Annotated in this window: 13 protein-coding genes; 7 read left to right on the top strand and 6 right to left on the bottom strand. The window is 60.2% G+C overall.

Going from position 1 to position 13,447, the window contains the following annotated elements; genetic code table 11:
- Positions 1-162: 162 nt before the first annotated feature.
- Entirely contained in the window at positions 163-1,455 is a 1,293-nt protein-coding gene (locus DBP26_RS03550) for an MFS transporter (protein ID WP_108236230.1), read from the bottom strand.
- Positions 1,456-1,850: 395 nt separating this feature from the next.
- Between DBP26_RS03550 and DBP26_RS03545 the strand changes: the two genes are divergently transcribed.
- Both DBP26_RS03545 and DBP26_RS03540 read left to right on the top strand, forming a co-directional pair.
- Positions 1,851-2,252: an acyl-CoA thioesterase gene (locus DBP26_RS03545; protein WP_108236231.1), complete on the top strand. Its 402-nt coding sequence runs from the start codon at positions 1,851-1,853 to the stop codon at positions 2,250-2,252.
- 103 nt (positions 2,253-2,355) lie between these two features.
- Positions 2,356-3,267 (top strand): D-hexose-6-phosphate mutarotase, encoded by a 912-nt coding sequence (locus DBP26_RS03540; RefSeq protein WP_108236232.1) that lies wholly within the window; start codon positions 2,356-2,358, stop codon positions 3,265-3,267.
- A gap of 87 nt (positions 3,268-3,354) precedes the next feature.
- On the opposite strand, the gene DBP26_RS03535 is transcribed toward DBP26_RS03540, so the two are convergent.
- From DBP26_RS03535 to purE, 4 genes are all read right to left on the bottom strand, one after another.
- Complete coding sequence (locus tag DBP26_RS03535) at positions 3,355-3,891, bottom strand: DUF3299 domain-containing protein (protein ID WP_177411002.1); 537 nt, start codon at positions 3,889-3,891, stop codon at positions 3,355-3,357.
- 77 nt (positions 3,892-3,968) lie between these two features.
- Positions 3,969-4,214 carry a GlsB/YeaQ/YmgE family stress response membrane protein gene (locus DBP26_RS03530; protein ID WP_108236233.1) on the bottom strand — a complete coding sequence of 82 codons (246 nt, stop codon included), beginning with the start codon at positions 4,212-4,214 and terminating at the stop codon, positions 3,969-3,971.
- Between the two features lie 215 nt (positions 4,215-4,429).
- On the bottom strand, positions 4,430-5,512 hold the full coding sequence (locus DBP26_RS03525; protein ID WP_108236234.1) for a 5-(carboxyamino)imidazole ribonucleotide synthase: 1,083 nt from the start codon (positions 5,510-5,512) through the stop codon (positions 4,430-4,432).
- 7 nt (positions 5,513-5,519) lie between these two features.
- Positions 5,520-6,011, bottom strand: a complete 492-nt coding sequence (purE, locus tag DBP26_RS03520) for a 5-(carboxyamino)imidazole ribonucleotide mutase (protein WP_108236235.1) — start codon at positions 6,009-6,011, stop codon at positions 5,520-5,522.
- Between the two features lie 310 nt (positions 6,012-6,321).
- On the opposite strand from purE, the gene DBP26_RS03515 reads away from it, so the two are divergent.
- Complete coding sequence (locus DBP26_RS03515; RefSeq protein WP_108236236.1) at positions 6,322-6,969, top strand: reprolysin-like metallopeptidase; 648 nt, start codon at positions 6,322-6,324, stop codon at positions 6,967-6,969.
- 21 nt (positions 6,970-6,990) lie between these two features.
- On the opposite strand, the gene DBP26_RS03510 is transcribed toward DBP26_RS03515, so the two are convergent.
- Positions 6,991-7,908 carry a LysR substrate-binding domain-containing protein gene (locus tag DBP26_RS03510; protein ID WP_108236237.1) on the bottom strand — a complete coding sequence of 306 codons (918 nt, stop codon included), beginning with the start codon at positions 7,906-7,908 and terminating at the stop codon, positions 6,991-6,993.
- A gap of 238 nt (positions 7,909-8,146) precedes the next feature.
- Between DBP26_RS03510 and DBP26_RS03505 the strand changes: the two genes are divergently transcribed.
- The 4 genes from DBP26_RS03505 to DBP26_RS03490 all read left to right on the top strand — a co-directional run bounded on the left by DBP26_RS03505 (position 8,147) and on the right by DBP26_RS03490 (position 13,447).
- Positions 8,147-9,571, top strand: a complete 1,425-nt coding sequence (locus DBP26_RS03505) for an aspartate ammonia-lyase (protein ID WP_108236238.1) — start codon at positions 8,147-8,149, stop codon at positions 9,569-9,571.
- Between the two features lie 266 nt (positions 9,572-9,837).
- A complete protein-coding gene (locus tag DBP26_RS03500) occupies positions 9,838-11,292 on the top strand; it encodes an alanine/glycine:cation symporter family protein (protein WP_108236239.1) in 1,455 nt (484 codons plus the stop codon).
- Positions 11,293-11,321: 29 nt separating this feature from the next.
- Positions 11,322-12,326, top strand: coding sequence for an asparaginase (locus DBP26_RS03495; RefSeq protein ID WP_108236240.1), 1,005 nt, complete (start codon positions 11,322-11,324; stop codon positions 12,324-12,326).
- A 128-nt stretch (positions 12,327-12,454) separates the two neighbouring features.
- Positions 12,455-13,447, top strand: a complete 993-nt coding sequence (locus tag DBP26_RS03490) for an AraC family transcriptional regulator (protein ID WP_108236241.1) — start codon at positions 12,455-12,457, stop codon at positions 13,445-13,447.

Raw genomic sequence — 13,447 nt, 5'->3', positions numbered from 1 at the left:
TTCTTACGAATGAAGCTCGATGACGACAAAAAAAGGCAAACCCAGAACGTTTCGCTGTGGCACCCAGCACGGGGAGTAACGGGACCCGTTTCATCATCGCGGGTCACCGCCAAATGCTGGCGCGGCCTCGCGGGCAGGGGCTGCCCGCGAACCGTCGTCTTTTTACTGAATCCGCTTGCTCTTCAGCAGGTACAGCCCAATCACCATTCCCAACCCGCACAGGATCGCCACGTACCACGCGGGGCCCATGGGGTTGGCTTTGAGCATCAGCGTGACCACCATCGGCGTCAGCCCGCCGAAGATGGCGTATGCCAGGTTGTAAGAGAACGACAACCCTGAGAAACGCACGACAGGCGGAAAGGCCTTGACCATCACGAACGGCACCGCGCCGATGGTGCCGACGAACAGCCCGGTCAACGCGTAAAGCGGGTACAGCCAGTCGGGGTAGGCCCCGACGGTGTGGTAGAAGGTCCAAGACGTGACCAGCAGCCCGAGTGAGCCAAGGAGAAAGACCAGCCCCGCGCCGAATCGATCCGCCAGAGCGCCTGCGCCGATGCAGCCCAGGCTGAGCATGACGATGGCCAGGCTGTTGGCTTTCAATGTCACCGCAGGCGCGAAGCCATGCAGGGTTTGAAGGAGGGTGGGCGTCATGAGGATGACGACGACAACGCCTGCCGAGAGCAGCCAGGTCAATGCCATCGACAGTACGACCGCGCCGCGATGATCACGCAGCACGGCTTTGAGGGGGACTTCTTCAGCCAGTTGCTTGCGCAATTGCAGTTCGGCGAACACCGGCGTCTCGTGGAGCCAGCGGCGCAGGTAAACCGACATCAGACCAAACACGCCTCCGAGAAGGAAAGGAATACGCCAGGCGTAGTCCGAAACCTCAGCAGGCGTGTACAGGCTATTGATCCAGGTGGCTACCAACGAGCCGAGCAGAATGCCGGCCGTCAAACCGGACGTCAGGGTGCCACAGGCGTAACCGACGTTACGTGAGGGAACGTGCTCGGAAACGAATACCCACGCCCCAGGCACTTCGCCACCAATCGCCGCGCCCTGAATGACGCGCATCAGCAACAGCAGCATCGGCGCCCAGATGCCAATTTGAGCGTAGGTCGGCAGCAGGCCCATGATGAGCGTAGGGAGCGCCATCAGAAAGATGCTCAGAGTGAACATTTTCTTGCGGCCAAGCAGGTCGCCAAAGTGGGCCATGACGATCCCACCTAACGGACGGGCCAGATAGCCGGCTGCAAAAATGCCAAACGTTTGCATCAAACGCAGCCATTCCGGCATGTCCACAGGGAAAAACAGCTTGCCGACGACCGCGGCGAAGAAGACGAAAATGATGAAGTCGTAAAACTCCAGCGCGCCGCCCAAGGCGGAAAGCGACAGCGTTTTATAATCGTTGCGGGTCAGCGGGCGCGACGGCGCGACACTGGAAGACACAGAGGACATGACAATGGCTTCTCTTTTGAGGCTCTCTTGGGCGAATGATCAACAGTCAGGCAGCCGCGGATAACAGCTGTGCACGCTATTTATCGTCTCGAAGAGGTAATCGGGCATCAAAATTGCGTGCCAATGTCGGCGCAGTACGCCAAATCGGTTCGGCACGATAGCAAATTGCGCGCTGATGCACATGGATTGCAACGCACACCGGGCAAAATGGGCACCCAGCGGTCGTTTCGTGAAACATCGATCGATATACTGGCCAGCCGCGACTCAGTCGGTCTTTGAAGGAAATTGTGCGAAGCCATTTAACCAAGTCGTCTTCGCAGAGTTTCCCTGACAATGAATTGAAGACTTGGGTTCTTTACGAACCCGGCGCGTTATGGGTCCGAGGCCCCTCGACAATGAATGAACTTGAACAAGAAGATCCTATTCCGCAGGGCGATCTGGCGCTGCAAATCACTGCACTTCCGCGTGAAACCAATGGCTTTGGCGATATCTATGGCGGCTGGCTCGTCGCGCAGATGGACCTGGCAGGCACGGCCATGGCCAGCAAGGTGGCGGGTGGCCGGGTCGCCACAGTCGCCATCGACCGCATGGCCTTTCTGGTGCCAGTGGCCGTAGGGGCGCAGTTGTCGTTCTACACCCAGACCCTCGAAATCGGCCGTAGCTCGATTCAGATGATGGTCGAGGTCTGGAGCGACGACCCGTTGTCCAGTGAGTGGCGCAAAGTGACCGAGGCGGTCTTCGTCTTCGTGGCCATCGACGGCAGCGGTCGTACCCGATCGGTCCCGGCCCGGCGCTGACCTACAAACGGGAACAGAACCGTCGCACTTGGCAGCACGCAGTAAACTCATCAAGCTTGGCACAGTCTGATTCAGTCACTGTCCTTTGAGTGAGTATTCCTCTATGCCTACGCCAGAAGTCGAATCCATCCAGCTCGGCGAGCTCAACTGCTGGCGTATTCGCCACGGCCAGGCCGAATTGGTGGTGGCCCAACAGGGCGCGCACATCGTCAGCTATCAGGTCGACGGCGACGAACCGCTGATCTGGTCCAACCCGAACGCGGTGTACAACCACGGCAAGGCGATTCGCGGCGGCATGCCCATCTGCTGGCCATGGTTCGGCAACTTCCAGCGCAACCCGCAGAGCGTCCAGGCGATGCGACGCAGCAGCGAGCCTGCGAACGCCCATGGTGAAGTCCGTGCGATTGACTGGGAACTGATGGGCATGGGTGAAGACGGCGAGGCCCTGATCATCGAGTTCATCCAGCCCAAAGCCGAGGGTCATCTACCGGGCTGGCCACACGTGGTCGGCGTGAAGCTGCAGATTCGCATGGATACCGCCCTGAACGTCAGTCTGGCCAGCTTCAACGCAGGCGACCATGACGTCACGCTGAGCCAGGCACTGCACACCTACTTTGCCGTCAGCGACGTGCATCAGATCAGCATTCAGGGTCTGGATGGCGTCAGCTACCTCAACACGCTGGAAAGCTGGGAAAAGCAGAATGTCCAAGCGGGTGACATCAGGTTCACTGGCGAAACGGACCGTATCTACCAAGACACACCCGCCCGGGTATCGATCATCGACCCCGCCTGGAAACGTCGTATCGAAATCCAGACTCAGGGTTCTAAGTCGTCGGTGGTCTGGAATCCCTGGGTCGAGAAGACGAAAACCTTCAGCGACATGGGCGCCGATGACTGGACGGGCATGGTCTGTGTCGAAACCGCGAATGTCATGACCGACGTGGTGACACTCAAGCCGGGCAACATGCATGTGATGGGTGTGAGCCTGTGGGCCGAGCCCCTGACTGACGATTGATAGCGAGTTTGCGACGCTCTGTGGGCGTGAGCCTTTCACCCCCACAGCCGCGTGGATCCTGACCGTGTTCCTGACTGAACGGGTGTTCTACAGGTCGGCCTCGGTCACCACCCGCACCTTCGACGCATCCAGCGCATAGGCCGCATCGGCCAAATCGTTGCTGACCTTCTCGATTTTCAATGTGCCAACGACCCAAAGCGGCGTGTAGATGTCCTCGATCTTCAAGCCTTTCGGATAGCGCACCAGCACCAACTGATTGGGCGGGGGCGGGGGCACGTGGATGCAGGCGCCCGGATATGGGACGAGGAAAAACAGGGTGCTGTGCCCCTTCGCGTCGGTCTCCAACGGCACTGGATAGCCGCCCAGCCGGATGGCTTTACCATCCATCGCAGCCACGGTCTTGGTTGAATACATCACGGCGGGCAAGCCTTTGCTCTGCTTCAATCCCCCCTTGCTGTTGAACGTGCCTTGGGCTTCGGGCGAGTTGTGATCGATCTCAGGCATGGCTTCGAGAGCTTTTTGATCCGACTTGGGCATCAGTTCGAGCCAGTCGGTTTCAGGGAGCTCGGCCGCGTGGGCCAGTCCGCAAACCAGCAGGAAGGAGAGGAGGAGAAGACGACGCATTGATGTGCTCGGCAGGGGAAAGATGCCGCGCATTCTAGCCCCCCGCGCGCCGATCGCGCAGAGGGCCGGAACGGATTTCATCTCTTTTTGATCAGGCCGTAAATCACCAGCAGGACAATCGCGCCGACCAGCGCGCCAAGGAAGCCTGCGCCTTCGCCCGCCTGATAGATCCCCAGTGCCTGACCACCATAGGTTGCCACCAGAGAACCGGCGATACCCAGAATGATGGTCATGATCCAGCCCATGCTGTCGTCGCCCGGCTTCAGAAAGCGCGCCAGCAGCCCCACGATCAAGCCGATGAAAATGGTTCCGATGATGCCCATGCCATGTCCCTCTGTTCAGTGAATAAGCCAAAGCCTAGACGGCAATTGGCAACACGCTATCTGAGGGGTGTGGGAGATGAATGGTTCAACACGATTCCACACACGAACCTGTAGGACCGCCCTTAACCCCGACTGCGGTGTAGCTGTACCCCTTGCGGGGACTGACACACTGCAATCGCGGGCAAGTGCGCTCCTACAGGCGGCTCGCGGGGTGATCAGTTTTTGATCAGCGCTTCGACAAGCTTCACCTGACGATCCAGCGTCGCACGGTCCTGGCTGCGCACGGTGGCATGCCCTACCTTGCGACCGGCCTTGAACGCCTTTCCGTAGTGGTGCAAATGGCAGTCATCGACCGCGATGACGCTTTGCACTGCAGGCACTTCACCAATGAAGTTGATCATCGCGCTCTCGCCCACTTTGGCCGTCGAACCCAATGGCAGACCGGCCACAGCCCGCAGGTGGTTTTCGAACTGACTGCACTCGGAGCCTTCAATGGTCCAATGGCCGGAGTTGTGGACGCGCGGCGCGATTTCGTTGGCTTTCAGGCCGCCGTCGACTTCAAAGAACTCGAAGGCCAGTACGCCGACGTAATCCAGTTGATTGAGCACGCGACCGGCATAATCTTCGGCCAGCGCCTGCAACGGGTGATCGGTGCTGGCGATCGACAGGCGCAAGATGCCACTGTCGTGGGTGTTGTGCACCAGCGGGTAAAAGCGGGTTTCGCCATCACGGGCGCGCACGGCGATGAGCGAGACCTCACCGGTGAACGGCACGAAACCTTCCAGCAGGCACGGCACGCTGCCCAGTTCGGCAAAGGTGCCGACCACATCCTCGGGCGTGCGCAGGACCTTCTGGCCCTTGCCGTCATAGCCCAAGGTCCGGGTTTTGAGGACCGCAGGCAGGCCGATAGCGGCGACGGCATTGTCCAGATCTACCTGAGACTGAATATCGGCGAACGCAGGCGTTGGAATGCCCAGGTCCTTGAACATGCTCTTTTCGAACCAGCGGTCGCGAGCGATGCGCAGCGCTTCAGCGCTCGGGTAAACGGGCACGAACTGCGAGAGAAAGGCCACGGTTTCGGCAGGAACGCTTTCGAATTCGAAGGTCACCAGATCCACTTCGTCAGCCAACTGGCGCAGGTGGTCCTGATCGCCGTAATCGGCACGCAGGTGCTCGCCGAGAGCGGCTGCACAGGCATCCGGCGCCGGGTCGAGAAACGCGAAGTCCATTCCCAGCGGTGTACCCGCCAAGGCCAACATGCGGCCTAACTGGCCGCCACCGATTACGCCGATTTTCATGAAAACCTCAGGCCTCGCGTGGGTCTGGATTGTCCAGAACGCTGTCTGTCTGCTCAGTGCGGAATTTTTTCAGCACTGCATGGAATTGCGGGTGCTTGGCGCCCAGGATGCTGGCGGACAGCAACGCGGCGTTGATCGCCCCTGCCTTGCCAATCGCCAGCGTCGCAACCGGGATGCCCGCAGGCATCTGCACAATGGACAACAGGGAGTCCACGCCCGAAAGCATCGAGGACTGAACCGGAACGCCCAATACCGGCAAGTGGGTCTTGGCCGCGCACATGCCCGGCAAGTGCGCAGCGCCGCCGGCACCCGCGATGATCACCTCGATGCCACGGGCCTCGGCCTCTTCGGCGTACTGGAACAGCAGATCCGGCGTGCGGTGAGCCGAAACCACTTTGACTTCGTACGGAATGCCGAGCTTTTCCAGCATGTCGGCGGTGTGGCTAAGGGTGGACCAATCGGACTTGGAGCCCATGATCACGCCAACCAGTGCGCTCATCGTCGTGCCTCTTCATCGGGCGCCCGTAGGCGCGTCTAAAAACAACAAGCCACGCGGGAGGACCGGCGTGGCTTGTTGTACGAATGCTGACCAGTGCAACCGGCCAAAGGCCGCGCAGTATACCGCAATGAAACGGGTTTGAAAGATGGCCGGCGACCACCCGTCAACTGCACGGCCCGTTTGCCATTTCCAGCTCAGGTTTTGGAAAAAACCGACCGGCTCTTAGGCATTGGCTGACCGACACCGCCTTTGGCAGATGTTGAGCTTAAGACGCTTCAACCCCAACCCTTCTCAAGGACGAGAACCTACTATGCAGAATTTCATCGCAACCCTCACCGCAACCCTGCTCGTCTGGGCCTCGGCCCATATGGCTGTGGCAGCCGAAAACCATGACGAACCGGAAAAGCTGCCGATCGTCTTGACGCTGTTCCTGCACGACGAACTGACGGATCAGGCGCTCAGGGCACTCAATAACGAGTATCTCGACTGGTTCACTGACGATCTGGAATACATCACCGGCAGGAAAGTCGACATCGTTACGGTTGCTCGCAAGCCCGGCTATACGGACTTCGACTATCGCCTGGGCGATGCGGACAAGTCGATTCAGGAGTGGGATCAACGTGTCATCGATTATGTCGTCTCTGAGCAGAAGCCTCGTGACAAGCGCCACAAATACCTGCTCATCACCCGTGACAAGCTGACACTCTTCACGCAAGGCATCGCAAGATTTGGCGGACGCTCCGCCATCGCGTCGATGACAGCCTATCGCACCATTGCGCATGAAGTCGGACATACGCTCGGCGCCTCACACAGCGACGGCGAATTCCTCGCCACCGCAGCCCCAGCACCCTGCATCACCAACATGTTCATCGAGGACGTATTCTTCCTCAAAAACTGCTACCGGTACGGTGACCGTTCCGCACAGGCCATCAGAAACTACCTGCGCGAAACCCCATGATGCTCGGTTCGGGTGTCCTGATCATTGAACCGTTTCGCTGGTCAGGGCCGCCGTTTCCAACTTGCGCCACAGCAACCGCACGTTGGCCTTGCGTACCAATGCACAGCGGTACAAGCGAATCTCCAGCGGTACATGCCATTGCGGCCCCCCACAGACCACCAACTCGCCCCGCTCCAGTTCGGCAGCGATGGAAAGTCGCGGCACCCATGCGATGCCTAAGCCTTGAAGTGCCATGCCCTTTAGGCTGTCGGCCATGGCCGTTTCGTAAACGGTGGTGAAGCGCAGCGCCCGCTGACGCAACAGCAAGTTCACCGAACGCCCGAGAAATGCGCCCGCGCTGTACGCCAGCAGCGGGACGCTCTGGTCGCCTTCCAGGTCGAACAGGGGCTTGCCGTCGGCATCCGCCGAGCAAACGGGGAGCATTTCGGTCATGCCCAGGTGCAGCGAAGGGAAGATTTCGGCGTCCATTTGCAGCGCCGCGTCCGGATCGTAAAACGCCAGCATCAGGTCACAGCCTCCTTCGCGCAAGGCATGCACCGCGTCGCCCACGTTGGTGGCGACCAGCCGCGTGGCGATGTTCAAGCCCTCGTTGCGCAACTGAGCGATCCAACGAGGGAAAAAACTCAACGCCAGCGAGTGCGCGGCGGCAATCTGCATCACCTCCCCCTGCCCACTTTCCAGATGATGCAGATGGCGCAACACCTCCCCGAGTTGATCGACCACCGTCCGTGCCGTGACCAGGAAGAGTTGCCCCGCTGCCGTCAGCTCGATGGGCGTGCGGGAGCGGTTGACCAGCGTCAGGCCGAGGGCGGCTTCCAGGCTGCGAATTCTTCGGCTGAACGCCGGTTGCGTAACGAACCGGCGCTCCGCCGCCTGCGAAAAGCTCCGGGTCGCTGCCAACGCACTGAAGTCTTCCAGCCATTTGCTTTCAAGGTTCATGGTCATCTCCAGAGCACGACGACGCGGGAGCATGTCCAGCGTCGGCGGATAAGCCATCCGGGGCAGAAATAGGTTCGGTACATGCCTGACGCACGCGCTTCATGCCTCACGCGTCACATCAGCATTATGCCGTTTGTGCATAGGCTAGCGCGCAACAGCATTGGTTCGCAATCGCTCACAGGCCTAGTATTCAAGGCGTTCCGGCTTAGTCCGTGTCTCTCCTGAGAGTTTCTCTATCATGTCCTGCGCTGCATCGTTCCGCATCGAAAAAGACCTGCTTGGCACCCTCGAAGTCCCTGCCGATGCTTATTTCGGCATCCAGACCCTGCGCGCAGTGAACAACTTCCACTTGTCGGGCGTACCGCTCTCGCACTACCCGAAACTGGTGGTCGGCCTGGCAATGGTCAAGCAGGCAGCTGCGGATGCGAACCACCGTTTGGGCCACTTGAGCGACGAGAAACACGCCGCGATCAGCGAAGCCTGCGCTCGCATCATCCGCGGGGATTTTCACGATCAGTTCGTGGTGGACATGATCCAGGGTGGCGCGGGCACGTCCACCAACATGAATGCCAACGAAGTGATCGCCAACATCGCCCTCGAAGCGATGGGCCGAGCCAAAGGCGAATACAAATACCTGCACCCAAACAACGACGTAAACATGGCGCAGTCGACCAACGACGCTTACCCGACCGCCATTCGCCTGGGTCTGCTGCTGGGCCACGATGCCTTGCTTGCCAGCCTCGACAGCCTGATTCAGGCATTCGCCGCCAAAGGGCAGGAGTTCGCCCATGTGCTGAAAATGGGCCGCACCCAGTTGCAAGACGCCGTACCGATGACCTTGGGCCAGGAATTCCGTGCCTTCGCGACCACCCTGACCGAGGACCTCAACCGCCTGCGCAGCCTGGCGCCCGAGTTGCTGACCGAAGTGAACCTGGGCGGTACCGCCATCGGCACCGGCATCAACGCCGACCCTGGCTATCAGCACCTGGCGGTCGAGCGCCTGGCGATCATCAGCGGCCAGCCGCTGGTGCCGGCGGCGGACCTGATCGAAGCGACCTCCGACATGGGTGCGTTCGTGCTGTTCTCCGGGATGCTCAAGCGCACTGCGGTCAAGCTGTCGAAGATCTGTAACGACTTGCGCCTGCTGTCCAGCGGGCCACGCACCGGCATCAATGAGATCAACCTGCCAGCGCGCCAACCGGGCAGCTCGATCATGCCAGGCAAGGTCAACCCGGTGATCCCCGAAGCGGTGAATATGTGCGCCTTCGAAATCATGGGCAACGACCTGGCGCTGACTGTGGCGGCCGAAGGTGGCCAGTTGCAGTTGAACGTGATGGAGCCGCTGATCGCTTACAAAATCTTCGACTCCATCCGCCTGTTGCAACGCGCCATGGACATGCTGCGCGAACATTGCATCGTCGGCATCACGGCCAATGAGCAACGGTGCCGTGAACTGGTCGAACACTCGATCGGGCTAGTCACCGCACTGAACCCTTACATCGGTTACGAGAACGCGACCCGTATCGCCCGCGTCGCGCTGGAAACAGGCCGCGGAGTGCTCGAACTGGTGCGCGAAGAAGGCCTGCTGGACGAGGCAATGCTTGCCGACATTCTGCGCCCCGAGAACATGATTGCTCCGCGACTCGTGCCGCTGAAGGCTTGATCGCGAAGTGACCGCAATGTCTGCAACACGATCACCAGGCTGAGGGTCTAGACACCCCTCACCCTTTTGAGGGCCGGAAGAACATGCTTCCAGGCCCTTTTTTTTACCTGCCGATTTTTCGGAGCAGCACAACCAGACAGCCATACGCCGGGGTAGACCGTCCGTCCCCCGCCGAACGAAATGGGTTCAAAAGCAGAAACGTTTTACAGACTCCAATAACGCGCATCGGTATAGTGCGCCCCCTCTAAAAAAGCGAGGAAACATCAATGCTTGAAGTCATCAACGACTTCCTTTCGGGAAAACTGCTGATCGTGCTCATTGTCGGGCTCGGTGGATATTTCACGATTCGCTCGCGTTTCGTTCAATTACGTCATTTTGCGCACATGTTCGCGGTTTTTAGGGAAAGCTTGCGTAGCAGCTCAGGCCAACTGAGTTCCTTTCAGGCGCTGATGCTGAGCCTCGCCGGACGCGTGGGCGCGGGCAATATCGCGGGTGTTGGCATCGCCGTGACCCTCGGCGGACCGGGCGCGGTGTTCTGGATGTGGGTCACCGCCCTCGTTGGCATGGCCAGCAGCTTTTTCGAGTGCGCGCTCGGTCAGCTCTACAAACGTTGCGATTCCGAAGGCCAGTATCGAGGCGGCCCGTCGTTCTACATCCAGCACGGCCTGGGCAAGCGCTGGCTCGGAATGGTCATGGCGGTCCTGCTGCTGGTGACCTTCGGCTTTGCATTCAACGGCCTGCAATCCCACGCGGTGACGCATTCGCTGAACAGTGCATTTGGAGTTTCGCCCGGTTACGCGGGTATCGCACTGGCCGTGTTGCTAGGTCTGGTGTTCATCGGGGGCATCAAACGAATCGCCGCGGTTGCTGACCTGCTGGTGCCTGTCAAAACGCTGGTTTACATCGGTGTGACGCTGTACGTGATCGGCGTGCAGTTCGAACACGTCCCACACATGCTGATGACCATCGTAAAAAGTGCATTCGGTATGGATGAGGTGTTCGGCGGCCTGGTGGGCAGCGCTATCGTCATGGGCGTGAAACGTGGCGTGTTCGCCAACGAGGCGGGCCTCGGCAGCGCCCCGAACGTCGCTGCGGTGGCAGAGGTTCAGCACCCGGTGGCGCAAGGCGTGGTTCAGGCGTTCAGCGTTTTCCTCGACACCTTCGTCATCTGCACCTGCACCGCGTTGCTCATTCTGCTTTCCGGTTTCTACACACCGGGCTTCGAAGGCGACGGTATCGCCTTGACGCAAAACTCGCTGGCAGCCGTCGTGGGCGACTGGGGCAAGTTGTTCATCAGCGTGGCCCTGGCCCTGTTCGTGTTCACCTCGATTCTCTACAACTACTACCTGGGCGAAAACAGCCTACGCTTCCTGGTTGGAGAGAGCAAAAAGGCTCTGATCAGCTATCGCGCATTGGTGTTGTCATTGATTCTGTGGGGCGCGGTGGAAGACCTCGGTACCGTGTTCGCTTTTGCCGACATCACCATGACCCTGCTGGCGTTCGTGAACCTGATCGCGTTGGCAATGCTGTTCAAGATCGGTTTGCGTATCCTGAACGACTACGATGCGCAGCGTAAGGCCGGCGTCAAAACGCCCGTGTTCGACTCCAGCCAATTCCCGGATCTGGACCTGGACCTGAACGCCTGGCCCAAGCCTGGTCATCAGAAGCCTGCTGGCCAATCCGCGTCGGTCACTGGCGAAGCCGCCGCCAACGCACGCTAATCATCTGAAGTCAGCCCAGGGAGACATCCATGAATCGCGAAAACGCCACACCGGCCAGGCACGTGATGGTGCTCTACACCGGTGGCACCATCGGAATGCAAGCCAGCGAGAACGGCTTGGCGCCCGCCTCCGGTTTCGAAGCGAGGATGGCTGAACAACTGGCCGCCTTGTCCGACGAGGTGTTCGCGCAATGGCAGTTTCACGAGATGTCTCCCTTGATCGACAGCGCCAACATGACGCCCGCCTACTGGCAGCGTCTGCGTGAAGCGGTGGTCGATGCCGTCGATGCCAAAGGCTGCGACGCGGTGCTGGTGCTGCACGGCACCGATACCCTGGCCTACAGCGCGGCGGCTATGAGCTTCCAACTGCTCGGCTTGAATGCGCCAGTGGTATTCACCGGCTCGATGCTGCCCGCCGGCGTACCGCAGAGCGATGCCTGGGAGAACGTCACCGGCGCTCTGCAGGCGCTGGGGGACGGGCTACCTCACGGCGTGCATCTGTATTTCCACGGCGCCCTCATGCAACCGACGCGTTGCGCGAAAATCCGCAGTTTCGGCCGTCATCCTTTTGCCGCGCTGAACCGCTCCCGCGGCGGTCAACCGGTCGGCGTACTGCCCGGAGCGCTGGACTATCGCAACAGGAAAAACCTGGCCAACGTGGCGGTACTGCCACTGTTTCCCGGTATCGGCGCCGCGCAACTGGATGGAATGCTCGACAGTGGCATTCAGGGGCTCGTCCTCGAATGTTTCGGCAGCGGCACAGGCCCCAGCGATGACCCTGCCTTCCTCGACAGCCTTCAACGCGCCCATCGACAAGGCATCTGCGTGATTGCGATCACCCAGTGCCATGAGGGCGGCGTCGAACTGGACGTTTACGAGGCAGGCAGCCGCTTGCGAAGCGTGGGCGTGCTTTCCGGCGGTGGCATGACCCGTGAGGCGGCGCTCGGCAAACTGCATGCACTGCTGGGTTCCGATCTGCCTGCACAGGAGGTGAGGCGGTTGGTCGAACTGGATATGTGTGGGGAGTTGCTGTAACCCTCGAAACTTCATTGCGGTACGCCGCGTGCGGGTTGTGACATAGGCGGCTGAACTGGGACACGCCGCGCAGAAAGGCACAGCTTTTGCTCCTCCTTTCCGGTCGGACAGTCATCGGAAAACCCGCCATGCTTCACTCTCATCTCACGACCCTCAATGCCGTTTCGCTGGTACTGGAAACGTTTTGTGCTGAGGGCTGGAGCAGCGAGGCGCTGCTGGCCGGAAGCGGCATCACGGAAGCAGACCTTCGTCGCCCGGACATTCGCATCACCACGTTTCAGGAAATGCAGGTCTGCGCCAATGCCGTGGCACTGCGAGGGGACATCGGCTTGCCCCTCGGCCGACGCATGCATGTGTCGTCCTATGGGATTCTCGGTTACGCGCTGCTCACCAGTGCCACGTTGGGTGACGCTTTGCGGCTGGCACTTGCATATCCGGCGTTGCTGGGCACGCTGTTCGAGCTTGAGTTGGTCGACGAGGGGGAATGCATCTGGTTCTGTGCCAGCGACTACCGCGATGAGGAAGGGTTGCGGGTTTTCAACGCCGAGCTGTGCATGGCGTCGTTGAAAGTGATCTGCGATGACCTGTTGGGTGTCACACTGCCGTTGCTCGCGGCGCGCTTTACCCATTCGGCGCCCGAGTACCAGGCCAGCTACCGCGAGAGCTTTGCCTGCGATTTGCGTTTCGATGCGCACGACAACGCGTTTGCGTTTGACCGAAGCTGGCTCGATCGACCGCTCCCTTTGGCTGATCCCGTCACCCACCGTGACATGCGCGAGCGTTGCCGCCGACAGAACATCGAGTTTACCGGGCGCCAGGCGTGGCTAGGCCGCATCCGCCATCTGCTCGCCGCCCAACTTGAGCAAACGCCGAGCCTGGCCATCCTCTCGCAACAGATGAATTGCTCCGAGCGCACATTACGCCGCCACTTGCAGGCCACCGGCAGCAGCTACCAGCAACTGCTCGATGAGCTGCGGTTCGAGCGGGCGAAACAGCTGTTGCAGGAGGATCAGATGCCAGTTCACCGTATCGCCGAGGCGCTGGGCTTCAGCGAGACGGCAAGCTTCCGCCATGCGTTCATCCGCTGGAGCGGTGTGGCACCGAGTCAATTCAGAGGCTGA

This window comes from Pseudomonas sp. RIT409, assembly GCF_003052515.2.
Lineage (GTDB): Bacteria > Pseudomonadota > Gammaproteobacteria > Pseudomonadales > Pseudomonadaceae > Aquipseudomonas.
Note: the sequence above shows the minus strand (reverse complement) of the source record. Positions and strands in the feature narration are given on the sequence as shown.